The sequence below is a fragment of the Simiduia sp. 21SJ11W-1 genome (genome assembly GCF_024138675.1).
Lineage (GTDB): Bacteria > Pseudomonadota > Gammaproteobacteria > Pseudomonadales > Cellvibrionaceae > Simiduia.
In genome coordinates, this window is the sequence record NZ_CP090959.1 from 1,903,860 (window position 1) to 1,928,606 (window position 24,747).

The 24,747-nt window shown below is 50.6% G+C and carries 20 protein-coding genes and 2 tRNA genes; 15 read left to right on the forward strand and 7 right to left on the reverse strand.

Annotation, left to right across the window (positions count from 1 at the left end; genetic code table 11):
* The first annotated feature begins 9 nt into the window (after nucleotides 1-9).
* The 4 genes from L1F30_RS08410 to L1F30_RS08425 all read left to right on the forward strand — a co-directional run bounded on the left by L1F30_RS08410 (nucleotide 10) and on the right by L1F30_RS08425 (nucleotide 4,942).
* Nucleotides 10-2,229, forward strand: coding sequence for a glycosyltransferase (locus L1F30_RS08410; RefSeq protein WP_253361586.1), 2,220 nt, complete (start codon nucleotides 10-12; stop codon nucleotides 2,227-2,229).
* A 68-nt stretch (nucleotides 2,230-2,297) separates the two neighbouring features.
* The gene (locus L1F30_RS08415) at nucleotides 2,298-3,167 is read left to right on the forward strand and encodes a glycosyltransferase (RefSeq protein WP_253361588.1); all 870 of its coding nucleotides are present in this window, start codon (nucleotides 2,298-2,300) and stop codon (nucleotides 3,165-3,167) included.
* A gap of 2 nt (nucleotides 3,168-3,169) precedes the next feature.
* Nucleotides 3,170-4,075 (forward strand): glycosyltransferase, encoded by a 906-nt coding sequence (locus L1F30_RS08420; RefSeq protein WP_253361590.1) that lies wholly within the window; start codon nucleotides 3,170-3,172, stop codon nucleotides 4,073-4,075.
* Between the two features lie 3 nt (nucleotides 4,076-4,078).
* A complete protein-coding gene (locus L1F30_RS08425; RefSeq protein WP_253361592.1) occupies nucleotides 4,079-4,942 on the forward strand; it encodes a glycosyltransferase in 864 nt (287 codons plus the stop codon).
* 12 nt (nucleotides 4,943-4,954) lie between these two features.
* Here the strand turns inward: L1F30_RS08425 and L1F30_RS08430 are convergent, their stop codons facing one another.
* The 3 genes from L1F30_RS08430 to L1F30_RS08440 form a co-directional block, all read right to left on the reverse strand.
* Nucleotides 4,955-6,724 carry a nucleoside-diphosphate sugar epimerase/dehydratase gene (locus tag L1F30_RS08430; protein WP_253361594.1) on the reverse strand — a complete coding sequence of 590 codons (1,770 nt, stop codon included), beginning with the start codon at nucleotides 6,722-6,724 and terminating at the stop codon, nucleotides 4,955-4,957.
* A 128-nt stretch (nucleotides 6,725-6,852) separates the two neighbouring features.
* Nucleotides 6,853-7,683, reverse strand: a complete 831-nt coding sequence (locus L1F30_RS08435; protein WP_253361596.1) for a hypothetical protein — start codon at nucleotides 7,681-7,683, stop codon at nucleotides 6,853-6,855.
* A 179-nt stretch (nucleotides 7,684-7,862) separates the two neighbouring features.
* Entirely contained in the window at nucleotides 7,863-8,777 is a 915-nt protein-coding gene (locus L1F30_RS08440) for an NAD-dependent epimerase/dehydratase family protein (RefSeq protein WP_371922656.1), read from the reverse strand.
* A gap of 125 nt (nucleotides 8,778-8,902) precedes the next feature.
* On the opposite strand from L1F30_RS08440, the gene L1F30_RS08445 reads away from it, so the two are divergent.
* Nucleotides 8,903-10,330, forward strand: a complete 1,428-nt coding sequence (locus L1F30_RS08445; protein ID WP_253361598.1) for an MBL fold metallo-hydrolase RNA specificity domain-containing protein — start codon at nucleotides 8,903-8,905, stop codon at nucleotides 10,328-10,330.
* 212 nt (nucleotides 10,331-10,542) lie between these two features.
* Here L1F30_RS08445 and L1F30_RS08450 read toward each other — a convergent pair.
* Nucleotides 10,543-10,619: transfer RNA gene (locus L1F30_RS08450), tRNA-Val, on the reverse strand.
* A gap of 207 nt (nucleotides 10,620-10,826) precedes the next feature.
* Between L1F30_RS08450 and thrS the strand changes: the two genes are divergently transcribed.
* The 10 genes from thrS to L1F30_RS08500 all read left to right on the forward strand — a co-directional run bounded on the left by thrS (nucleotide 10,827) and on the right by L1F30_RS08500 (nucleotide 18,800).
* A complete protein-coding gene (gene thrS, locus L1F30_RS08455) occupies nucleotides 10,827-12,743 on the forward strand; it encodes a threonine--tRNA ligase (RefSeq protein ID WP_253361600.1) in 1,917 nt (638 codons plus the stop codon).
* A gap of 102 nt (nucleotides 12,744-12,845) precedes the next feature.
* Nucleotides 12,846-13,388 (forward strand): translation initiation factor IF-3, encoded by a 543-nt coding sequence (infC, locus tag L1F30_RS08460; protein ID WP_253361779.1) that lies wholly within the window; start codon nucleotides 12,846-12,848, stop codon nucleotides 13,386-13,388.
* Nucleotides 13,389-13,450: 62 nt separating this feature from the next.
* Nucleotides 13,451-13,645, forward strand: a complete 195-nt coding sequence (gene rpmI, locus L1F30_RS08465; RefSeq protein WP_253361602.1) for a 50S ribosomal protein L35 — start codon at nucleotides 13,451-13,453, stop codon at nucleotides 13,643-13,645.
* Between the two features lie 31 nt (nucleotides 13,646-13,676).
* Nucleotides 13,677-14,033, forward strand: coding sequence for a 50S ribosomal protein L20 (gene rplT / locus L1F30_RS08470; protein WP_253361604.1), 357 nt, complete (start codon nucleotides 13,677-13,679; stop codon nucleotides 14,031-14,033).
* Nucleotides 14,034-14,186: 153 nt separating this feature from the next.
* Nucleotides 14,187-15,200, forward strand: a complete 1,014-nt coding sequence (pheS, locus tag L1F30_RS08475) for a phenylalanine--tRNA ligase subunit alpha (RefSeq protein ID WP_253361606.1) — start codon at nucleotides 14,187-14,189, stop codon at nucleotides 15,198-15,200.
* 57 nt (nucleotides 15,201-15,257) lie between these two features.
* Nucleotides 15,258-17,639 carry a phenylalanine--tRNA ligase subunit beta gene (pheT, locus tag L1F30_RS08480; RefSeq protein WP_253361608.1) on the forward strand — a complete coding sequence of 794 codons (2,382 nt, stop codon included), beginning with the start codon at nucleotides 15,258-15,260 and terminating at the stop codon, nucleotides 17,637-17,639.
* A 24-nt stretch (nucleotides 17,640-17,663) separates the two neighbouring features.
* Nucleotides 17,664-17,969 carry an integration host factor subunit alpha gene (gene ihfA, locus L1F30_RS08485; protein ID WP_183910263.1) on the forward strand — a complete coding sequence of 102 codons (306 nt, stop codon included), beginning with the start codon at nucleotides 17,664-17,666 and terminating at the stop codon, nucleotides 17,967-17,969.
* Entirely contained in the window at nucleotides 17,953-18,324 is a 372-nt protein-coding gene (locus L1F30_RS08490) for a MerR family transcriptional regulator (protein WP_253361610.1), read from the forward strand. The genes ihfA and L1F30_RS08490 overlap by 17 nt, the downstream gene beginning before the upstream one ends.
* 95 nt (nucleotides 18,325-18,419) lie before the next feature.
* Nucleotides 18,420-18,496: transfer RNA gene (locus tag L1F30_RS08495), tRNA-Pro, on the forward strand.
* A gap of 97 nt (nucleotides 18,497-18,593) precedes the next feature.
* Complete coding sequence (locus L1F30_RS08500; protein WP_253361612.1) at nucleotides 18,594-18,800, forward strand: DUF2788 domain-containing protein; 207 nt, start codon at nucleotides 18,594-18,596, stop codon at nucleotides 18,798-18,800.
* 88 nt (nucleotides 18,801-18,888) lie between these two features.
* On the opposite strand, the gene L1F30_RS08505 is transcribed toward L1F30_RS08500, so the two are convergent.
* The 3 genes from L1F30_RS08505 to L1F30_RS08515 form a co-directional block, all read right to left on the reverse strand.
* On the reverse strand, nucleotides 18,889-22,374 hold the full coding sequence (locus L1F30_RS08505; RefSeq protein ID WP_253361614.1) for a chitinase C-terminal domain-containing protein: 3,486 nt from the start codon (nucleotides 22,372-22,374) through the stop codon (nucleotides 18,889-18,891).
* Between the two features lie 525 nt (nucleotides 22,375-22,899).
* Entirely contained in the window at nucleotides 22,900-23,271 is a 372-nt protein-coding gene (locus tag L1F30_RS08510) for a response regulator (protein ID WP_253361616.1), read from the reverse strand.
* A gap of 63 nt (nucleotides 23,272-23,334) precedes the next feature.
* On the reverse strand, nucleotides 23,335-24,486 hold the full coding sequence (locus tag L1F30_RS08515; RefSeq protein WP_253361618.1) for an ATP-binding protein: 1,152 nt from the start codon (nucleotides 24,484-24,486) through the stop codon (nucleotides 23,335-23,337).
* Nucleotides 24,487-24,747: the final 261 nt, after the last annotated feature.

The following is a 24,747-nucleotide window of genomic DNA, read 5'->3' on the forward strand; positions in this document are numbered from 1 at the left end:
TTCACGTTTATGAAATCTAAAAATCACTCAGTATTTGTTTTCAATCTTCTTCAAGATGTTAACATTCTTCGCCCATTGGTTTACTTGGCATCATCCGAGATTGGGAGTTATACAACACTTCTGATAACAGAAGCCTTCTGTAAGAGGGATCAGTCCGGGGCATGGATGCAGGAACTGAAATCCATGTCAGCACAGACTGGTAGTCGGTTTGAGATCTTCGGTGCAACTCACAGTGGTATAAGCTTACTGTCCAATCGTTCTGGCATGATATTTTCGGGAAGTGAGTCCAATCTAAATGCACACAAACCAGTGCATGATTTGTTCCTGGCTTTACCCGAAAACTGGTTGAAAGTGACACTGCAGCACGGTTTTGAATGCGTAGGCTTTATGCAGAGCCGAGATCAAAACTTGGCCCATGGTACGGAGGTTACGTTTGCGGCTGATGTCATTTGCGGCTGGTGCAGTAGCGAGAGGCTGTATTCGATTGCCCCCTCTCAGCGCTCAAAGCTTTTCGTAACAGGACCTACAAGCGTTCTACATTCTCAACCCGCCAGTAAAGAAACGTTACCGTATGGTATTGTCTGTGAGAATCTACATTCACCAAGAATGAAGACAGCCGGTGATTTCAAAAATCATTTTGTTGATGCGTTCGGCGAATTCAGTTCAATGGTGGCTGAAAATAAGGGAAAGGTAGTTCTAAGACCTCATCCAGGCGGACAGTATATTTTAAAGAATGATGTCCCAATTCCTGAGAATGTGATCATTAATAATCACCCAAGCTACAAGGTGGATTTTTCCCGATACGCGTATGGCATATCTGCTCCTTCCTCGGTGTTGATTGACATGTTGCTGGCGAAAATTCCGGTTGCAGTATGGCGCGATGAGCATGGCAAGATGGACGCTGGAAACTATGCTGGCTTGACTGAAGTTAGTAATGCGAAGGAATGGTTCGACTTTGCTGGTGACGCAATGGTTAATAGACAAACGTACATTGAGCGCCAAGAAAAGTTTTTGAATAAGCTGGAAATGCCCACCCAGCCATCGGAAGTATATAGTAGGTATAGGGTTCTGTTTGAGTCTTTTTCGGCCAGGTCCGTCGAGCCATTTGTAGAAAGACAAAAAAAGCGAATACTGTTCATAGCCAATGGCATAATACCCACAATTGAAATCAGTTTTTTCGAGCCCCTAAAATCAGATGTGGCAGCTGGCTCTCTGGAGTATGCCTGTTTAACAGAGTCTGAAATACGAAAACGTTATGGCAAAGATTTTGCCAGTCTGGAGGCCAGAGACTGGGCGATGGAGAAGCTGTTTCAATACCAGCCTACTCATATTGTTTTCTGTCGCTATAGTGGACCCTTTGTCACTGACTATACTGCTTTTGCTAAGCAGAGAAATGTACCTGTCATGTTTCATATTGACGATGACCTGTTGAGCATCCCCAAAGATTTTGGTGAAACCAAGTATAATTTCCACAATGACCCAAGTCGATTATCAACTGTAAGGCACTTGTTGGACAATGCCAATTTGGTCTATAGCTCAACGGTATTGCTAAAAGAAAGGCTCGAGCACCTTGGAGCACGAGCAAAGATCCTAGCTGGTAAGATTTATTGTTCTGGTAAGATAGTTTCCCAGGCTAGAAAATCAAACTCTTGCGTTGTCGGTTACATGGGGCATTCGGAAAAATTCGAAGATCTTATGATGATGTTGCCGGCACTAACGCGTTTTATGCGAGAGCATGATGATGTCCGGTTTGAGCTTTTTGGGTCAATTGCAATGCCCAAAGAATTAGAGGAGTTTGGTGACAGGGTTTCCCTTCTGCCCGGCGTACAAGGGTATGAGCTATTTCTTCGCGCGCTTGCAGAGAGGCGATGGGATATCGGAATATGCCCATTAAAGCCAACGCAGTTCAATAAGGTCAAAGCTAACACCAAGTGGTTGGACTATACGGCCGTGGGTGCAGCAGTCATTGCTTCCTCGGGTTTGGTTTACGATGAGTGCTGTAGGGATGATTGTGGATTACTCGCCAATACGCAAGAAGAGTGGAGTGAGGCATTTAATCGCTTTTATAACGATCGGGAGTATCGGTATCAAGTAGTACGGAATGCTCAGGAAAAAGTAATGAGCGAGTACTCCATCGAGCAGCTTAGGCTTCAAGTGCTGAGCATGATTGATGAAGCATCTATTTCGCAAGTGTCGAAAACTAGATTGAGATCTGGCGTTATTGTTTAATGTGCAGAGCAATAGTTATCCTTTCAACCTACAATGGCGAGCCCTACCTTGCGGAGCTGTTGGATAGTGTGGCTGCGCAGCTGGAAGATGATGACATTTTTTTGATCAGAGATGATGGCTCTTCCGATAGGACGATGAGCTTGCTTCGAAGCTATCGCGATAAGATTCCGCAGATCAGATTGCTGGACAACGATCGACGCAATGTCGGGCCTATAGCATCATTTGGGTGGTTGCTACAGTATGTAAACGATCATCCGGAACTGCATCAGGTTCCGGATCCGCTGATATTCCTATGTGACCAGGATGATGTCTGGAAACCCGGTAAGCTCACTATGTTTAAGGCTGCTTATCAAGGGATGTGCGCGGCGAAGCACGAGCGAGAACTGCTGATACACTCTGATCTAATGGTGGTAGACAGCAAATTGGAAGTGCTGCACGCTTCTTTTTTTTCGAGTCAGGGTATCAATGTAGAAAAGAACTCATTTTTTCAGCTTGTGGTTGGCAATACTGTTACTGGTTGTGCGGCGGCTATCAATCTCCCGCTGTTAAGGAGGGCGGTCCCAATGTCTGGTCAAGCCATAATGCATGATTGGTGGCTTGCGCTAGTCGCAGCCATGTTTGGTCGTATAGTCAGCTTGAAAGAGAGTACGGTTTTATATCGACAACATGGCGGCAATGTCATCGGTGCGAAACCTTTACAGTCGCTTGGTTTTAAACAAAAGTTCAGAAAGTTATTTTCATTGAAGAAAAACCCTGATATTACCGCGGTGGCTATGCAGGCAGATGGCTTTAGAAAACGATATTCTCAGGAGCTCAGCATTATTCAACGGTTCTATTTGGTGAGTGTGGTGCTGTTCTGTCGCCCAGCTCTACCTTTTCTGTATTACGTCTGGGCTCGTCTTCTTTATCCGGTTTTCAATGGCATTGTGCAAAAATAGCTATGATCTCAACCGCGTCCGTAACCGTTGTCTATGAGCCAGATGCAGAGCGATTAGAAAGACAGCTGGAAGCCATTCAGTCCCAGGTGGATCTCATACTGCTAGTCGTTAACGGTGGATATGACCAATTAGGTTTTGATCTGGATAGATACCGCTACAGTACACCCATAAAGATAGTTACACTCGGAAACAATCTCGGTATTGCTGCTGCCATTAACCGGGGTATTGAGGAGTGTAAGCTCATTGGCGTTCATTATAGTTTGCTACTGGACCAAGACAGCATTCCTGCACCTAATCTCGTCCATAGGCTTCGGGCTGGTCTTGTACGCGCAGCATCCAATGTTGCCGCCGCAGGCCCGAGGATTATTGATCATGGATGTGAATCAAGATCAGTATTTTCGGCGCTCGATAAAAGGCAGCAAGCCTCCCATGCAGACGACGGCGCCGCTAAGTCTGATGATCAATTCGTTGATTTTTTGATTACGTCCGGCACGCTACTAAAGGTGGAGGCTATTAACGTAATCGGGTTAATGGAAGAGGCGCTGTTTATTGATAGTGTCGATTTCGAGTGGTGTTTTCGGGCAAGATCTCTAGGGTTTAAATTGCTCGTTGTTAATGAAGCAATACTGGATCATCAAAGAGGCGCTGTCATATACCCTGTGCGATTAAAAATATTTCCACTGAGGTGGCACTCTCCTTTTCGACAGTACTTTATTATGAGGAATAGGTTGACCTTATACGGTCGACCCTATGTGCCAATTTCATGGAAGCTAAAAGATTTTCCTCGGATGGTGGTAAAAGTGTTGGTCTACATTGTGCTGGTTCCACCAAGAATCGAAAACCTTAAGGCCATTATCCGAGGTTTTGTCGATGCTCTAAATGGGCGGCTAGGACCAAATCAGAGCTAACAAATGTCGGAAAAGATTCGTAACGCACGCCCAATTAGCACCGAAAAATCTTTGTCGGTACCATTCTCACTGCTAATGGCCGTCTACCATGCTGATAATGCAAGCTGGCTTGCTGCGTCCTTGTCCAGTATTTGCGAACAGACGCAGAAACCGACAGAGGTCATCTTAGTTCGTGATGGACCCATACCGACTCATTTAGACGAGGTTATTACACGTTTTTGTGGCCTACTACCCATCAAGCAAGTACAGCTTCCAGTCAATGGCGGTCTTGCAGTAGCGTTACAATCTGGCTTGCAGGCCTGCCAATATGACTGGGTTGCTAGAATGGATTCAGATGACATAGCGCTGCCCGAGCGTTTTGAGCGCCAGCTCGCGTTTTTGTCCAACCATCCAGAAGTAGACGTGTTGGGCACTTGGGTATCCGAGTTTGAAGAAAATCCAAGCGTTGTCTCAGGCTACAGATGTCCACCGGGGGATACTATCGAGTTGCATGAATTTGCTAAGCGCCGCTGTCCATTGAATCACATGACTGTGATATACCGCAAAAAAGCGGTGTTGGCGGTAGGTGGATATCAGGGCTTTAGAGGTATCGAAGACTATTTTTTATGGGCGAAATTGATAAATGCTGGTTACCGGTTAGCTAATCTCACTCAGGTTCTGGTGTGGGTCAGAGGCGGTGAGAGTGTAGCTAGGCGCAGAGGGGGGCTCCGATATCTAACGATGGAAGCCAAGTTGTACGTGAAATTCTACAGAATAGGTTTTTTGAACCTGCCTATGGCGCTTTGGCAGTTTCTAATTCGACTTCCAGTCAGGCTTTTCTCGTGGCTTAGGGTGCTGACCTACAGGTACATTCGAAAACGAAGCTAAATACTTTTATGGTTAGCCACTGTGCGCAACTGCGATGCGATCGTGCAGTGCTTGGTTTTCGCGAGTGACGTTTGGATTAATATAGTTTGTATGATCGCTCAAAATTAGTTCTTCTAGCTTCGGTATGTTTTTTGCCTTGATTGCTGCTTCGAGTTGTTGCGCAAGATTTTCAGGCGCGTTTGAGGTGGCTGAATCGTCAAACCAAATTCTAGGATGCTCGGTACCACTGCATTGTTTGTTTAATAACAGCTCTTCGTAAAGCTTCTCTCCTGGTCTTAAGCCCGTAAATTTTATTTCAATGGTGTTTAATCTTGCTGTGCTTCGGTGTCCGTAAAGGGCAATCATTTCTCTTGCCAAGTCGACAATTTTTACCGGCTCGCCCATATCCAGTACAAAAATCTCACCGCCTTTCGCCATTGCACCAGCCTGAATCACCAATTGCGCAGCTTCCTGCTGAGTCATAAAGTAGCGCGTAATGTCTGGGTGTGTGATAGTCACAGGGCCGCCATTGGCTATTTGTTCGCGGAATTTGGGGATCACTGAACCTGAGCTATCCAGCACGTTGCCAAAGCGGACTGCGGAGAAGATGGTGATTTTGTTCTTGGGAGATCTCTGGAGATCCTGAATGATTAGCTCGGCAAACCGTTTCGTTGCCCCCATAACATTTGTGGGGCGAACAGCTTTGTCTGTAGAGATCAGAACGAAATTGCGAACCCCGTTGTTCATTGCTGCTCTGGCCGTAAGCAGGGTTCCGTAGGCGTTATTGCGTATACCTTCCCACACATTGCCTTCAACCATGGGAACATGCTTGTAGGCAGCAGCATGATACAGCGTGTCAGGCTGGTATCGCTGTATGACGTCGCCGATACTTTTTTCGTTTCGTATATCTCCTAACACTACCTCTACTTTGGGGTAATTTGGATGCTTGGCGATTTCAGAGTCGAGGCGATAGAGATTAAATTCGCTGTTATCAAAAAGTACTAATCTTATTGGGTTGAGTGCTAAAATCTGTCTTGAAAGTTCTGAACCTATTGATCCGCCGGCGCCGGTTACCATTACTACTTTTCCCGAAACACTGCGTGACAGGAGCCCTGGTATCGGATCGACGGGATCGCGACCGAGTACATCGGAAATTTTTATATCTCTCAGCTCTGTGATTGCGCTAGCACCCGCAATGATTTCACCAATGCGTGGCACCGTAGCAATTCTCAGATTGTGAGGAGCTAGTAATTTTAATATGGTGGCGATTCTGTTTTTATCAGGGTTGCCGAGTGCAAGCAGAACCATTGTAGGCTGGTATCGCTCAATTAGCTTAGGGATATCCTTTGGTGGATGAACTTGAAGGCCGCGGATGTTTGTCTTTTGCACAGCTTTGTCATCATCGACAAATGCTATTGGGTTAAACTCTTCACCCATTTGAAGTGCTGCCGCAAGATGGCCGCCAGTGTTTCCTGCTCCATAGATTATTACCGATTCTTTTGAGCCAGGGTTAAGCCATTGAATTACGCTACGGAATATTATTCTAGGAGCGCCAAGTGTAATGAACGCAATGCTGGCATAAATTATAGGGACGCTTCTGGGCATCATCCCGGCGAACATGAAGCTCGTGGCGGCTAGCACAGTAGCTGAAAGTGCGACACCTAATCCGATTGTAATGTATGCTTGGTGTGTCATATATCGCAAGACTGCGCGGTATAATCCTAACCGCACAAAAACAAACACTGATGCTGTTGCAGAAACGGTTAGTGCAATAAGGTCAAACCGTGTGTAATCATATTCCATTTCCCCTATTCGCAATGCCCATGCGGCCATGAACGACACGTATATAGCCGCCAAATCATATATGACAGATATCAAGCGCTTGAACCATCTAGGCGAGTTGAGGAATGGTTGTATCAACAGTGTCTTCCTTAATTACTGGTGAAGGTTTCAGGGCTGGCTAGGCAATCTTTCGGGTCGGTCAGCCCAGCCCTATACTGCCAGCATAGTAGGGCGTGAATGGTTATAGCCGCTAATAGATAAAGCGTCCAGTACCAGCTGGTCGCATGTAGCGCACCAAGGGCGAGCGGCCATTGTACTAGCGCCCCTAACAATAAGTAAGTAGCAAGGGGCGCCTTGTGAGATGCAAATTTACGCGCCATTTTCTGGTAGTAGTGTAGACGGTGTGCCTCCCATACGCGCTGCCTGTTTAGAAAGCGTGCAGCAAGCGTCCAGCTGGCGTCGGTAATGAAACCTGCCAGCAATATTAGGCAGGCGGCTAGCTGGTTAAAGGTTTCTGCAATCTGCAAGGTGATAAAGCCAAATATTAGCCCAAGTACTGTGCTGCCAACATCACCCATAAATATCTTTGCGGGTGGCCAGTTAAAGATTAAGAAGGCAGTTATCGCACTGGATGTCACAATTAGCAGCAGCGCTTCTGCTGAGCCATATTCGGGAAATAGCATCAAAACCCCTAGGGTGAAAATCAGCCCCTGTGCGCCGGCTAGTGCGTCTGTGCCATCCATAAAATTGTATAAGTTAATGAGCCACATGATGCCTAGAACAACGGCGGCACCCCACAGAGGGTTGACATTGATCGAAAATAATAGGGGTAAGCACGCTAGGCTTGCCGATATAAGCTGAACCAGCAGGCGCAATTGTGGGCTGAGAGGGTGGGTGTCGTCGCGCCAGCTTGTAAAGGCAAGCAGTGCTACGCCTAGTCCGCAGCCTAAATAGGGTGCGCCATTAGTAGCAGTTAACACCAAAAGGCACAGTGAAATGCATAGGCTAATGCCTAGGCCTCCGCCGGTGGGCGTGGGCCTATGATGTGAGCTGCGGTGGTTGGGGATATCCATGCGAGCGCGGCGTTTAACGTAATATGTGCAGGCCAAGCTCACAGCGAACGCAAGGGCGGCGGCAAATAGGGTAAAAGAATCAGTAATCATGGGCGCGGCGCTGCCTTTTTACGGTTTGGCTTAAAGCCGGTGCTCGCCCAGGTGTGGCTGGCATCAAGCTCAAGTGAGCCTGTTAGTTTGGCTACCGGTTTACCTAACCCAGGCAATTTTAGTAGTAGCTTCCAAAGCGTGCCGGGTAGCGGTAAAAGCCTGCAGGTAAGCCCCTGGGCACGAAGCATTTGCTCAATTGCTGCGGGTGTACTCAGCGCCTGATCATCGCTTATTAGTAAAGGGGTAGGGCAATTAAAGGGCTCCTCACGTGTGGCAAGGTGTGCCAGGAAGTCGCAAACTCGCTCGATAGAGACCCAATGGCGCCGATTATTGATGCCTGCAAGCGGTAAAGGAATGCCGGTTTTGGCCCATTTTAAAATGGCCGCCAGATTACCCTTGGGGGCTTCGCCCCAAACCAAGGGGGGGCGCACGATAAGAAGCTCTGTGTTGGTGCCTTTAAAAAACTCTTGAAGCCGCTGTTCTGCCATTAATTTGGATTTGCCATAGTAATCAGCAGGCTTTGCTTTAGTGATGTTGGTAAAAGGCTCGCCCGGTTTAGTGGCATCGCCTATGGCCTTTACAGAGCTTACAAAAATGAACCGTTTTATGCCTGCCTGTTGGGCGGCCGCGGCAACGCGAAGCGTGATATCTACGTTCACGGCGCAATAGTCGCCTAGATGGTTTCCGCCCCGGTTATGAGCTTTGCCCACTAGGTGAATGAGCGAGTGACAGCCTGCTAGCCGCTGTACCAAGGTATTGGTGTCTTGGTAATTAACCGGCTTAAGGGCTGGGGAGCCTTCTGGTGCAATTGTGGCGCGAACCAAGCCAAGAGCGCTAACATTTGCAGTGCCTAGCGTTTGCATTAAATGCCGGCCTACAAAGCCGTTAGCTCCAGTTACAGCAACTTTCATAAAAAACGGCCACAAATCAACAAGTTGCCTATTGTACTGCAGTTTTTGGGTGCGTATAAGGTGGGTAGCTGCTGTGCCTGGTGGAGTGGCTGGCAGAAGGTATGCAATTATTCAGGGAGGAATATATGAAGTTAATTCACCATGGTGCCCGTGCGGGGGTTACTGGCTCTTGCCATGAGCTTTTTATCATGCCGGCTGCTTCGCTGTTGGTTGATTGTGGCCTATTTCAGGGGGAAGCGGAGGGGCGTTCTTCTAACCTCACCCTTGGCTTTGATTGCACGAAAGCCCGCTGCCTTGTGGTTACCCATTGCCATATTGATCACGTGGGGCGTATACCGGCGCTATTGGCTGCGGGCTTTGCAGGCAACATTTACTGCACTCAGGCCACAGCGCTGCTGTTGCCCGAGGTGCTGGAGGATGCCTTAAAGCTTGGCGTTACGCGTGATGAGGCAGTAATTGAGCGTTTTTTGGCCGTCATTCAATCTCGGTTGGTGCCCTTGGCCTACGGCCAAACCATTTTTCTGCCCGAATTTGAAGCCCAAGCGGTAACCCTGCGCTTTGAATGCGCGGGCCATATTATGGGCTCGGCCTACGCGGTGCTTGATGTACCGGCCGAGGTGGTGGCGCCACATGCAGGCGAAAAACCGCGCGCAACTGTTGTGTTCAGTGGCGACCTCGGCGCGCCTCACACCCCGCTACTGCCAGACCCAACCCCACCGCCCAGAGCAGACGTTCTGGTTGTAGAAAGCACCTACGGCGACCGTGAACACGAGCAGCGTGCAACCCGCCAGCTGCGGCTAGAGGCCCTGGTACGCAAAACCCTGGCAAATGGCGGCACCACGCTAATACCGGCGTTCAGTATTGGGCGCACGCAAGAGCTGTTATACGAGCTAGAGGCCATGTTTGCCCGCCTTGCCGAAGGGCGCGAAAGTACGCTTAGCCGTTTGCCGGTAATTGTAGATTCCCCCATGGCTGCCAAATTCACCAAGGGCTACGAGCAGCTTAAGCGCCTGTGGGATGAAGAGGCCAAGGGCCGGTTAGCCAGTGGCAGGAACCCGCTGGATTTTCACAACCTGGTAATTATTGATAGCCACGCCCAGCACGAGGCACTGCTAAACCGGCTGGCGCAGCATAAGGAATCTGCCATTGTGATTGCTGCCAGCGGCATGTGTACCGGCGGCCGGATGCTCAATTATTTAAAGGCGCTTATTGGGGAGCCCTCTACGGATATTATTTTTGTAGGCTACCAGGCCGCCGGTACTGCAGGGCGTGCCATTCAAATTTACGGCCCCAAAGGCGGCTGGGTAGAGCTGGATCACGAGCGCTTCAATATTCGTGCAGCCGTGCATACCTTGGGCGGCTATTCCGCCCACGCAGATCGCAGTGACTTATTGGCCTTCTGCAAAGCCGCGCAACCTGCCTATGTGCGCGTAGTGCATGGCGAACCCTACGTGCAGCGCGCGTTTGCAGGAGAGCTGAGGGCAGGGCTTGGGTGTTTGGCGGAGGCTGCGTGTGATGGGGTAGCGCTTTGCGCGCTTCGCGCTAAGTATTGAGCTAACAGTTTACAGTTAACAGGAAGGGCAGCGCTTTGCGCTAAGTGTTGAGTTGACAGTTTACAGCTTACAGGAAGGGCGAAAAGCAAAGGCGAAGGGCAAAGCGTTGGCTTATTGCCGTGCCGCTCTTGCTTTTGCTTTTCCTGTAAGCTGTGAACTGTACACTAATCAAAAAGGCCAGCCGATGAGGCTGGCCTTTTTGATAAAAAGCGTGGTAGGACTACCCGGATTCGAACCGGGGACCTCTACCATGTCAAGGTAGCGCTCTAACCAACTGAGCTATAGTCCTGAGAAGGCGCGTACTCTACCAACAAGGTGTAAGGCTATCAATAGCTTAGGTTTATATTTTGTTGTGGGTGGCCCGGCCTTGTGGGCCTGGTATTGCGCCTTGCCCTTTACCCCTAACGCCCTATAATACCGCCTCTCGCCGGCAGTACGCTGCCTTCTTATCACGTGGCCTTTGGTAGGGGTCACCACTGTAGTCAGGAATATATTCATGCCTGTTATTACGCTTCCCGATGGCTCTCTGCGCCGTTTTGATAACCCCGTGTCTGTAATGGACGTAGCCCTGGATATTGGCCCGGGCCTGGCTAAAGCCACCATTGCCGGCCGTATAAACGGTGAGCGGGTAGATGCCTGCGAAATGATCGAGCAAGATGCCAAGCTCGAAATCATTACCGGCCGCGATGAAGATGGCCTTGAAATCATCCGCCACTCTTGCGCCCACCTGTTGGGGCATGCCATCAAGCAGCTGTGGCCCAATGCCAAAATGGCCATTGGCCCCACCATTGAAAACGGCTTTTACTACGATATAGACCTGGATCACCCGCTTAACGACGACGATGTAGCCAAGCTTGAAGCGCGCATGCTGGAGCTTGCCAAAACCGAATACGACGTAGTGAAAAAGCGCGTGAGCTGGCAGGAAGCGGTGGCTGCTTTCACCGAGCGTGAAGAGCCCTACAAGCTTGAGATTTTAGAGCGCGACATCCCCAAAGATGCAACCCCCGGCCTTTACCATCACGAAGAATACGTGGATATGTGCCGCGGCCCCCACGTGCCGAATATGCGTTTTTGTCAGTACTTCAAGCTAATGCGGGTATCTGGCGCCTATTGGCGTGGCGATTCCGATAACAAAATGCTTCAGCGCATTTACGGCACCGCCTTTGCTGATAAAAAGGCCCTTAAGGCGCACCTTAAGTTTTTGGAAGAGGCGGTAAAGCGCGATCACCGCAAGCTGGGTAAGAAGTACGATTTCTTCCACATTCAGGAAGAGGCCCCGGGCATGGTGTTTTGGCACCCCCGCGGCTGGGCTATTTATACGGCTGTTGAAGAGTATATGCGCAAGATCCAGCGCGAAAATGGGTACCAGGAAATCAAGACGCCGCAAATTGTTGATCGCAGCCTGTGGGAGCGTTCCGGCCACTGGGATAAGTTCCGCGATAACATGTTTACTGTGGAGTCTGAGGCCCGTGATTACGCGGTTAAGCCCATGAATTGCCCCTGCCACATTCAGGTGTTTAACCAGGGTTTAAAAAGCTACAAAGAACTGCCAATCCGTTTGGCTGAGTTCGGCAGCTGCCACCGCAACGAGGCCTCGGGCACCCTGCAGGGCTTGATGCGCGTGCGGGGCTTTACGCAGGATGATGCTCACATCTTCTGCTCTGAAGAGCAGATTCAGGATGAAGTGAGCATCTTTACAGACCTGCTGTACAAGGTATATGCAGATTTCGGCTTTAACGATGTGATCATTCGCCTTTCTACCCGCCCGGAGCAGCGCGTAGGCAGCGATGAAGTGTGGGATAAAGCCGAAAAAGCCCTGGCAGATGCGCTGGAGGCCAAGGGCCTGGATTACAGCCTGTTGCCTGGCGAGGGTGCCTTCTACGGCCCGAAAATCGAGTTTTCACTGAAAGATTGCCTGGGCCGGGTGTGGCAGTGTGGCACCATTCAGGTGGATTTCTCTATGCCCGGGCGCCTGAATGCGCAATTTGTCGCCGAAGATGGCTCCCGCCAGGTGCCGGTCATGCTGCACCGGGCCATACTCGGCTCTTTTGAGCGGTTTATCGGTATTTTGATCGAAAACTACGAGGGCGCATTCCCCTTGTGGTTGGCACCTGAACAGGTGGCGGTGCTGAATATCACTGATAATCAGGCCGAATATGTGCGTAAAGTTGAAGAATCCTTGAAAAACAAGGGCTTCAGGGCGTTTTCGGACTTGAGAAACGAGAAGATCGGCTTTAAAATCCGCGAGCACACCATACAGCGGGTTCCCTACCTGCTGGTTGTAGGCGATAAAGAGATGGAAACCGGCAAAATAACGGTGCGTAACCGTGACGGGGAAGATCTTGGCGCCATGACGGTGGAAGAACTGGCAGAGCGCTTACATGCTGAGATAGCGAAAAAAAGCGCTTTATAAGGCTACTTGGGCCGTAGGCAGCCATTGTGTTGGCTGCCACGATTTGAGTGGTCTTTTGCTGTTGTAGCCCCATAGTGGGTAATTAGAAAGGAGGCGATAGCCATCAAACGAGATAGCGCGAAGAGCGGTAAATCAAAGAAAGCCCGTATTAATGAACAAATCGAAGCGAGTGAAGTTCGCTTAATTGGCGCCGACGGTGAGCAGGTTGGCATTGTGTCCATCGCCGAGGCACTCGCTGCAGCGCAGGCTGCGTCACTCGATCTTGTTGAAATCGCGCCCGATGCCGAGCCGGTAGTGTGTAAGATTCTCGACTACGGCAAGGAACTGTTTGAGGCCAAGAAGGCCAAGGCTGCTGCCAAGAAAAAGCAGAAACAACAGCAAATTAAAGAAATCAAAATTCGCCCAGGGACGGACGTAGGTGACTATCAGGTAAAACTACGCAACCTGATACGTTTCCTTGAAGACGGGGATAAAGCCAAGGTTTCATTGCGATTCCGCGGCCGGGAAATGGCACACCAAGAGCTCGGTATGGAGATGCTTAAGCGCATTGAGATCGATCTTGAAGAGTATGCCGTCGTTGAGCAGCATCCGAAGATGGAAGGTCGGCAGCTGATGATGGTTCTTGCCCCGAAAAAGAAGAAGTAGCCGGGCTTTTTAGCTGCCTTGTTACTTTTATTATTTAACTCGCAAATGCGGAGTGTTTTATTATGGCAAAAGCTAAAGTACACAGTGGTGCTGCCAAGCGTTTCAAGAAAACCGGCGCTGGCTACAAGCACAAGCATGCTAACAAGAGCCACATCCTCACTAAGATGACCACCAAGCGCAAGCGTCACCTGCGCGGCACCGATATCCTGGATAAGGATAACGTTGCATTGGTAGATCGTATGTTCCGCGCCAAGTAATTGGCAGTAACCTTAGAAAGAGGATTAGATTATGGCGCGTGTTAAGCGTGGTGTAGTGGCTCGTCGTAGCCACAAAAAAGTTCTGAAAGCCGCAAAAGGTTACTACGGTGCACGTTCACGTGTATTCCGTGTTGCCAAGCAGGCCGTTATTAAAGCTGGTCAGTACGCGTATCGCGATCGCAAGGTCAAGAAGCGTAACTTCCGCGCACTGTGGATCACTCGTATCAACGCGCAATCGCGCGCTGAAGGTTTGAGCTACAGCAAGCTGATCGCCGGCCTTAAGAAAGCAAACATCGCATTGGATCGTCGCGTGTTGGCAGACATTGCCGTACACGACAAAGCGACCTTTGCAACTATCGTGGAAAAGGCTAAAGCAGCTCTGGCTTAAGCCGCACGGTAGTGAGGTTTTTACCTCATTGTGTTCAAAAGGGAAGGGGCCAGTGCCTCTTCCCTTTTTTGTTTAAAAAATGCCTGCGGGCACACAACACGGTATTGCGCCGCAATACACTTGATCAAGTTAGCTGATCTCCGGAGAGTTTAAATGGAAAACCTGGTCGCGCTCACAGAAGAAGCGCTGGAACTGGTTGCCAAAGCCGATGACCTCGCAGCGTTAGATTACGTGCGGGTAGAGTACCTGGGCAAAAAAGGCAAAATTACCGCGCTGTTGAAAAGCCTGGGTAAATTAAGCGCAGAAGAGCGCCCAGCCGCCGGTGCTGAAATCAACAAAGCCAAGGCCCGCGTGCAGGAAAAGTTATCGGCTCGTAAAGATGCGCTGGAGGCAGCCGCCATTAATGCGCGCCTTGCCAGCGAAACCATAGATGTCACCTTAAGTGGCCGCGGCCAGCAGGCCGGTGGAATGCACCCGGTTACACGAACGCTCGAGCGTATTAGCCAAATTTTTAAGCAAGCCGGTTATCAGGTGGAAGAGGGGCCAGAAGTAGAAGACGACTACCACAACTTCGAGGCACTCAACATTCCTTCGCACCACCCGGCTCGCGCCATGCACGATACCTTCTACGTGGATGAAACCCACGTGCTGCGCACGCACACTTCACCTGTGCAAGTGCGCACCATGGAAAACCAAGAGCCGCCCATCCGCGTGATTTGCCCGGGGCGGGTGTACCGTTGTGATTCAGACATCACTCACACGCCTATGTTTCACCAGGTAGAAGGCCTGGTGGTAGATAAACGCATAAGCTTCGCCGATTTAAAAGGCACGGTAGATCAATTTTTAAAGGCATTTTTCGAAGCCGATGTGCCCGTGCGTTTTAGGCCTTCGTATTTTCCGTTCACCGAGCCTTCAGCCGAGGTAGACATTCAGTGCACCCAGTGCGGTGGCAAAGGCTGCAGGGTGTGCAAGAACACTGGCTGGCTTGAGGTAATGGGCTGCGGCATGGTGCACCCCAATGTGTTTACCGCAAGCAAGGTAGACCCAAATACCTATTCAGGCTTTGCATTTGGTATGGGCGTAGAGCGCCTGGCAATGCTGCGCTATGGCGTAAACGATTTGCGCTTGTTTTTCGAGAATGATCTTAAGTTTCTCCGCCAGTTTTAAAGGCGCGCAACAGCATTTCGTCGCACAGGCGACCAACAGAATTGGATAACGCAAAACATGAAAATTAGTGAATCCTGGTTGCGGGAATGGGTTAACCCGCAAGTTACAACGGCCGAGCTTTGCGAGCAGCTAACCATGGCGGGCCTGGAGGTAGACGGTGTAGAACCCGTTGCCGGTGAGTTCAGCGGCGTGGTTGTGGGTGAAATTATTGAGATCACACAACACCCGGATGCCGATAAGCTGCGCGTATGTAAGGTGGCCGGCCACGGTGAAGAGCTCACGCAGGTTGTGTGCGGCGCGCCCAATGCCCGCACGGGAATTAAAATCCCCTTTGCCACGGTGGGTGCCGTACTGCCGGGGAATTTTAAAATCAAAAAGGCCAAGCTTCGTGGCGTTGAATCCTTCGGCATGCTCTGCTCGCAAACTGAGTTGCAAGCAGGCGATGACGACAGCGGCATTTGGGAGCTGCCCGCAGAGGCCAAAGCTGGCCAATGCCTGCGTGAGTTTTTATCGCTGAACGATCAAATTATTGAAGTGGATTTAACGCCAAATCGAGCAGATTGCCTGGGTGTAGCAGGTATTGCCCGTGAAGTGGGTGTGCTCAATAGTGTTGAAGTACACGCCCCCCAAATTGCTGAAGTGGCTGCAGTTATAGACGACACGCAAGCGGCAACCTTAAGCGCGGGCTGTGGTCGTTATTGTGCGCGTATCATTCGCGATGTTGATGTTACCAAGCCATCGCCTTTGTGGCTGCAAGAGCGCTTGCGCCGCAGCGGTGTGCGCAGCATTGATGCCGTGGTAGATGTCACCAACTATGTGCTGCTGGAGTTGGGCCAGCCCATGCATGCGTTCGATTTAAATACTCTTACAGGTGATATTAATGTGCGCATGGCCCATAAAGATGAACCGCTCACATTGTTGGATGGCCAGGAAGTCACCCTGCGTGAAGATACCCTGGTAATTGCAGACAGCAAGCAAGCCTTGGCCATTGCCGGCATTATGGGCGGCAAGCCAAGCTCTGTTACCGGTGCCACCAAAGACATCCTGCTGGAAAGCGCATTTTTCGCACCGGAAGTGATCGCAGGCAAGGCCCGCAGCTACGGCTTGCACACAGATTCTTCGCACCGCTTCGAGCGCGGTGTAGATTTCAACCTGCAACGCCAGGCCATAGAGCGCGCGAGTGCCTTATTGCTTGAAATCGTAGGTGGCAAGCCCGGCCCTGTAACCGAAGCTACCCACGCACCAAGCCTGCCTGCCATCGGGAGTGTGAGCCTCTGCCGTGCGCGCATTGCTGAAGGCCTGGGCTTTGCCATAGAAGATGCCCGCGTGCTGGAAATTCTTACCCGCTTGGGGCTCAGGCTCGTTGAAGAAACCGCCGAGGGCTGGCGCTTTGAGGTGCCAAGCCACCGGTTCGACATCGCCATTGAGGCAGATTTACTGGAAGAGCTGGCCCGTATCTACGGCTATAACAACTTGCCGGTAACAAGCCTCAGGGCAGATTTGCCAATACTGCCCATCAGCGAGCAAAAAACACCGGTGGGCCGCCTGCGGGATTCTTTGATATCCCTGGGCTATCAAGAGGCTATTACCTATAGTTTTGTTGAGCCAAAGCTACAGCAGTTATTTGACCCTGAGGCTCAGGCTGTATCGCTGCTTAACCCCATCAGTGCCGATATGAGCGTAATGCGCACAAGCCTGCTGCCGGGCTTGGCGCAGGCCTTACAGCACAACGTGAATCGCCAGCAGCCAAGGGTTCGGCTGTTTGAAACGGGCCTCACCTTCGTACCCGGCGGCAAGGGGCCTGCAGGCCTTACCCAAGAGCCGATGTTTGCAGCACTCATCTACGGCGACCGACTGCCAGAGGCCTGGGGCCACGGTAAAGAGAAGTGCGACTTCTTTGACCTCAAGGGTGATCTTGAGCGCTTAATGGGTATCAATGGCGACTTAAGCGACTTCCGCTTTGTTGCCGAGCCGCACCCGGCGCTGCACCCGGGGCAGACGGCGAGCATCTACAAGGGTGATCAAAAGGTGGGCTATATGGGCTGCTTGCACCCAAGTACCCAAAAAGCGCTAGACTTGGATGAGCCTTGCTTTGTGTTCGAAATTGCGCAGAAGGCGCTGCTGGAAGGGCGTATGCCAGCCTTCAGGCCGTTGTCTAAGTTCCCGGAGGTGCGTCGGGACCTGGCGGTAGTCGTAGGCCAGGAGGTATGCGCTACATCACTGCTGGAGGCCGTGAAATCCGCCGCCGGTGAGGCCCTTACAAACTTAAAGGTATTTGACGTATATAGCGGCAAAGGCATTGATCCACATAGAAAAAGTGTAGGGCTGGGCTTGACGTATCAGCATCCTTCCCGCACTCTTAACGACGAAGAAATCAATGCATCAGTTGCGGCCGTTGTGGCGCAGCTGGAGTCCATGTTCAAAGCGACCTTGAGGTAAGAGGGCACTGCAAAAGGGGTGACTATGTCAGACGGGGCTTTAACTAAAGCTGATCTGGCCGAAAAACTGTACGAACAGCTGGGCTTAAACAAGCGCGAAGCAAAAGAACTGGTGGAGGCCTTCTTTGAAGAAATCCGCCATGCGCTTGAAACCAACGAGCAAGTGAAACTTTCCGGTTTCGGAAATTTCGACCTCCGCGATAAAAGCCAGCGCCCCGGCCGAAACCCTAAAACTGGGGAGGAGATCCCCATTACAGCCCGCCGCGTGGTGACCTTCCGCCCCGGCCAAAAGCTTAAGGCAAGAGTAGAGGAACATGCTCGAACCAAGTAATAACGATGAATTACCGGTTATACCGGGTAAGCGTTACTTTACCATTGGCGAAGTCAGTGAGCTTTGTGCCGTAAAACCGCACGTTTTGCGCTACTGGGAGCAGGAATTTCCTCAATTGAATCCTGTTAAACGCCGGGGCAACCGGCGTTACTACCAGCGCGACGATGTGCTTACCATTCGGCAAATCCGCTCTCTGCTTTATGATCAAGGCTTCACCATTGGTGGCGCCCGGCAGCAGATGTCTGGTGAAACGCCGGCTGCTCCCGTGGTAGAGAGCGGTGACGATAAGTTTGCCAATGTGATCAAACAGATGATCAGTGAGCTTGAAGAATTACTGCTGGTACTTAAGCCCTGAAAAGGGCTTGCATTCTCTTCAAAACGCGGTATTATGCCGCCTCTAGGTTGGGCAGTTGAGGAATATCTTTTTCAAATCAACGGTTTAGCTGATCTCGGAGCGTAGCGCAGTCTGGTAGCGCACTATACTGGGGGTGTAGGGGTCGTGGGTTCAAATCCCGCCGTTCCGACCAAACAAAACGCAGAAGCCCCCATTGCTTCTGCACCAAAAGCCTGGGCCTGCCCGGGCTTTTTTATGCCCGCGTCTCCAGTGATGTGATAGAGGTACCCATGGATATCGAAACCTTCGAAACCTATTCGCTTTACATCGGCATTACGCTGTTGATCGGCTTTATGGGGTTCATTATTTGGGATTTGGCCAAGCAGTCCAAGGCCGGGCGTTTCGGCACCATTATTTTATTTATTGTGCTCGGTTTTTGCTTGCTGGGCTTTATTATCAAGGGCTTGTTGGCACAAGCCATTGGTGGCGGCAGCTAGCCTTTAGGCAAATAAACACCAATAGATTTAAATAAAAAAACGGGGCAACTTTTGCCCCGTTTTTTTATTGTTGGATTAAAGGTGTGCCCTAAAAGCTACACACCAAATCCCAATCTGCCGTGCCAGGCTCGCTTGCTGTCCACCATTTGGCTTGGTAAACCGCTTGGTTATGTGTCATGCGATCCCCACCGTTTGCATGAGACGGGTTACCTGCCCAATCTTTTTGCGGGAAGTTGGGGTAGGCCGGGTATGAGGCCGGATCTACATTCTGGCTGCTGCAATTGCCACCTGTATTTCCGTCGCCTCCGCTGCCGTCACCATCGTTGCCGCCTGTGCCTGCCTCAATGGTACCTGCAGGCAGGTTGGGGTACTCCTGGGCCAAGGCGAAGCGTTGGCTACCTATTTTTACCTCCCAGTTTGAAGGCAGTGACACCGGCAGGTAGTATTTTAAAACCACCTTCCAGCTCTCACCGTGTTTTACCGTGAGGTAGCTTGGCGTGGCAATTTTCACACGGTGGAAATTGTTTTCCAGGCCGCCAATGTTATTGCCAGCGGCATTGGAACCATTGGTAACCACCGCTAAACCTGCAGCGCTTTGGTCTGCCACATTGTCTGGCGTTGATGTGGCAATATCAAAGTAAAACTCCGTTCCGCCCGGTAAATCTTTACCGCTGTTATTGGTAATTATCAGGTCTGGCGTAATGGGGTAGTTTGAATCGCCCAGTGCAAAGTTTGTGAGATCAAAGCGGATGTCTAGCTGCTCACCCGGCAAGGCAACTTCCGCGCGCTTGTTGCCGTATTTGGGTGCGCCGCTAAACTTGCTGGCAATGGTATTGGTGAGCGTGTGGCCCATTTCGTACTCGCCACGGTTTGCGTTGTAGCGGTAGTCGCCTGCCAGCTCCCAGAACATGATGCCACCTATACCCTGGTCAATAACGTAATCGGCCTTGCGGGTGATCGATTGCTCATCTTCCGTAGAAAGGAAAACCTTTTTCTCGGCATTCCAAAGCCACGGCGCTACCAACACATCGTTATAGTGGCGAATATAACTGCCCTGCATTTGATGGTAGGGGTTGTTGATTGGGTCTAACCCGTAGCTCTGTAAATAGCTGCCTAAAATGCCGTTCTCCAGATTTTTTGCATGCCACATGGGGTTTGAGCCTGCGCCCAGTTCATCGCCCATTTCATTTTTATCGTGCCAGAGGTTATCAATACCAATAGCGCCATAGCCGCACTTGTTGGTTTCGCCTTCACCTGTGCCGGCCGGGCATTCGCCCTGATTAGGCAGCGACGCTTCGCCCCATAGGCCGTTTGTGCCGCCTTCAACCCCTTGCCAACCGCGGGTGTAGTAGGGCACGCCAATGTTAATGCGCCCGGCAGGTAGCGAGCCTCTGAAGTAGTGGTACGCCCAATCGGTATTGAGGTAGCCCACATTCTTGTATTGGCCGCCATAGGCATTCCATTTCAGTAACTCGGAATCTTCACCGTTGTCGAACAGCGGCGCGTTGGGGCCAACAAATTGGTTCCAGGAGCCGTGCAAGTCGTATGACATGATGTTTACATAGTCCAGGTATTGCACAGATTTAAAGGCTTCCATACCGCGCAGCAAATAACCCGAAGACGGTGACGCAATGGTAAGCATGTAGTACTTGCCATCTTCAGCGCTGGCTGCATCAAGTTTTTCGCGCAGGGTTTTCATTAAAACATTGTAAGACGCGTTCAGGCCGCCACGCATTGCGTTGGAAATATGAAAATCCAGCGGGTTGCCCGCATCGTTCATTGAGGTGGGGTATTCGTAGTCTATGTCGGCACCATCAAAGCCATATTTACGTAAAAACGCCACAACAGAGTCTGCAAAGGTGTTGATGCCGGCGTAATTGATAGAGCCGTCTGCATGGGTTGTCATGGTGTAAAAGCCACCTGAGTCTACGCGTCCGTCACCTTCAAAATAGCCGCCGGTTTCGGCCCAGCCACCAATAGATACCAGCGTTTTAACGTGCGGGTACTGCTTCTTGAATTTATTGAGCTGGTTGAAGTGGCCCTTGTAATTGAACGACGGGTCCATCTCGGCACCGGCAACGCCTGGCCACTCCATGCCTGTTGCGGCATTTGTGGCTGAATCTGCACCCACAGATACTTCATTGGCCGAGTTCACGTGGGCGAAGGCATAGTTGATGTGCGTTAAGCTTTCCCATGGAATCTGGTGTGCCAGGTATGCAGGCCCATTGTTGCCCGTGCGCCAGCTTGTGAAATATCCGATCACGCGGCGCGTAGCACTGCCCATTAATTCGCGCCCATCGGTGTCGTAAATATCGCAATAGGGCACATCAATGCCGGGTGTTTTATACAGGCCATCTGGCCGGCACTGCTCGTGAACCACTGCGCCATCTGGCTGAACGTTTACACTTTGTTGTGCATCGGCTGTTTTACTTTGGTTATCAACGGCTCTTGCAATAATTGTGTGGTTGCCAGTAGTTGCCTGCCACTGTGTTTGATAGGGGGCGGTGGAAACTGTGGCAAGTAATTGGTTGTCTACTAAGAACTGAACTTCGGCAATGCTGCCGTCTGAATCACTCGCACTTGCGCTAAGCGTTACCAGCTCGCCGGAAATGATGGGCGAGGGGAGTTGCCCAAGGCTAACCGAGGGTGCCTGGTTTTCATCAGCAGCCACGGTGAATGTTTGCGCCAGCGACTGGGTGCTGGCATTGTTGTTATCGAAAGCTACTGCATAAAGGCTGTGGTTACCGGCCACCGCTTGCCAGCTGGTAGAAAAGGGCGCTGTGGTATCGTTTGCCAGCAGTGCATTGTTTAAATAAAAACTCACCTTGCTAATGTGCCCATCGCTGTCTGTTGCGGTGGCATTGAAGGTAACGTTTTGGCCTGCCATTAAATCTGCAGCTACTGGCTGCAGGCTTATGCTTGGGTTTTCATTCGCTGTGGTGGTTACTGTAATTGTGGCCTGGGTAGACTGTGTTACAGCGCCAAGGTTATCTTCAGCGGTTGCGCTGACTGTGTGGCTGCCGGCAACTGCAGCCCATTGCGCGCTGTAGGGTGCGCTGGAGTCTGTGCTGATTAAACTGCCATCAACGTAAAATTTTACATTGCTAATAGTGCCATCTGAATCTGTGGCGTTGGCGGTAAGCGTGACGGTTTCACCAGCCTCGGCATTTGCAGGCGCGCTAACACTCACCTGGGGGGCTGCATTTTCAGTGGCGCCCTCATTAACTTGAATGGTAACGGTATTGCTGTTTGTGCAGCCGTCGGCGTTACACAGGGCCACCTGTAGCTGGTTGCTACCGGCCGGGTAGTTGCTGGTGCACTCGGCGCTTTGTTCATTTTGGCCGTTGGGCGTGAGTTGGCCTTCGCACTGAATCGCGCCATTGTTGTATAGGGCCCAGTGAGTGCCATTGGTGCCCCACCACATATCCCAGTGCACGAGTATGTTGCTCCCGCTTTCATGGGTGGCTGGTAGCCAGGCGATATTTGGCGTAGCTGGAGCTGCTGCAAAGCTGGGAGCGGAGATCACCGCACACGCAAGCGCAACGCCCAGCCCAAGCTTGGACTGATTAAACATTGTGTTACACCTCTTGGTTTATTGTTTTATTTAGGTACTTCACTTCAGGTACTTCACTCGCTATCCGAACGGTGCGCCGCTACTGCATGGCTCTCAGGCCCGCAGCCACCTGGATGACAACGTTGTACCATAGGTTTTACCTGTAAGACAACGTTGTCTGCCGGTTTTGTGACGGAGTGAGGTTGAATGGCCGGGTGACAATCGCCGCGCCAGCTTGTGGGTGTACATGAAAGTTTCGGGAAATCAGTGAGTTAGCAGTTTGGACGGGCAGCATCATACTGGGGTAATGCTAAAGTGCTGTTTTGCTCAAATTGTGACTATCGCGCCATGCAAGCAAGTTGCAGGTTACAAAATCCAGGGCCTGATGTTCAGAGCGAGTCACAGGTTAACCGCAAGAGGGCGTGTGCATGGGTGTCGCGTACAACAAAGGGCGCCGTGAGTTGGCTATGAGGTTGCTGAGCCCATATGAAGCGCGCATTTTTTGGGCTTTTGTGTTAATTAGCGAAATGCGGCTGTTGTGTCTAGCTAGGTATCACAAATCAATTTATGTGTGATGCTGATAAACCTATCTGTGGTTAGCGGTTTATGCTCAAGCAATACGCCAAAGGCCTTGGCCTTTTGCTTATCTGGCTCGCCAATTGAAGAGGTGAGCATCACGGTATGGCTGCACGGTTTTTTTACGTTGGCCAGTTGAAGGTAATTTTCAAGAAATTCAAACCCGTTTATTGCCGGCATGTTGATATCCAAGAAAATACAATCGGCTTGATGCTGGGGGTTGCTAAACCATTGGAGCGCGTCATCTGCCATGTTAAAAATTTGTGTAACGCGTGCCTTGCCAGATTTCTCTATGACGCGTTTATGAATATAGTTATCTGCCTCATCGTCATCAATTAGCACTACACGCAATAGGTTTTCTGTGGGCATAAACTGAACACTCTGGCTTAATAGGTGTAGCTTTATTTAATCTTTGTGAAAAAGGGGGAGGGTAAAGGAAATCTTTAACCCGCTATCTTTTTCAGATTCAGCGCAGATTTCGCCGCCATAAGCCGCGACAATTTTTCTGGCAATTGCAAGCCCAAGCCCGCTGCCTGAAAGAGCGCCGCTTTTATGGAAGCGGCTAAAATTCGCGAAGATTTTGTTTGCCTGCCGGCTTTCAAGCCCTATACCGTTATCTTTTACTGAGATTTCTGCAAATTCACCCTTATCCGCTTGACTTACCTCTATTCTCAGGGGGCGGTCTGGGTGGGCGAATTTCACACTATTGTGAAAAATGTTCAGCAGTATTCTGTAAAGATGTACCGGGTGGCAACCAAGTAGTTGATAGCTTGCAAGTTGCTTTGCGCAAGGCGTGGCCAATGTCTCGCTTTCAAGATTCAGCTCGCTAATAACACTGTTAACTGTGTGTGCCAGGCTTGCACCTTCTGTCACGCTGCCAGATCGGCCATCCAGATCCGCCAGGCTGCGCACGGAATCCAGTAGTGAGTGCACATGGGTTAACTTTTTATCTATCAATGCCATTGTGGTTGCAATGACTTCAGGCGAATTTTCGGGTGTTTCTTCTTTTAAAATTGCAAACAAGCCCTCAAGGCTTTTGAGTGGCGCGCGCAAATCGTGGGATAAGGCGTAAGACATAGATACCAAGTCTTCGTTCATTGCCTCAAGTTTCTTGGCCCATTGCTCGGTTTCCCGCGCCTCCATGATTTCTGTAACATCCGTATGCGCGCCTAGCATACGAATGGGTTTACCCGATGTATCTCTGATTGCGAGCCCGCGGCAGCGAACCCAAACCCATTTGCCATTGCTGTGGCGATAGCGTACATACTGATCGTACTTGTGGTTTGGGTCTTTGCAGTGTCGCTCGAAGTTCGTGAGCGCTGTGGCGAGGTCTTCCGGGTGAATAAGGTGCTGCCATTCCGAGCTTTGATGTTTTTTGGTTTCTGGATCTATGCCGAGGGTTGCCCAGAATCTGGGGCTCATCCACTCGTTTTCTGGTGACTCCAAATCCCAAAACCATAGGCCATCCAATGAGCCTTGCTCAATGAAGTCAATCAGGCGTTCATCGCTCTGGATGAGTTCATAGAGCTCGGATTTTAAATAGTTATCTGCCGCCAAAGGTTCGCTCCCTGAATGCTGTATCTGCTTTGGTTAGCTAGCTTAAACCCGGCGCTAGCGTTAGGCTTGGCGACTTGATGGGTTATATTGGATCTTAGTTGACTTCGCCGTGTATGTAACCTAATTACGCATAATCTATATTATGTTAAATCGCATGTTATTCTTGTGCGTATTCGTGGTCGGTGAATCCGCTGGACGGCCACCTGCTGAATCACCTTTGCCAGGGCTATATGGCCATTAGCCCTTTTCTGAGCCCTTATC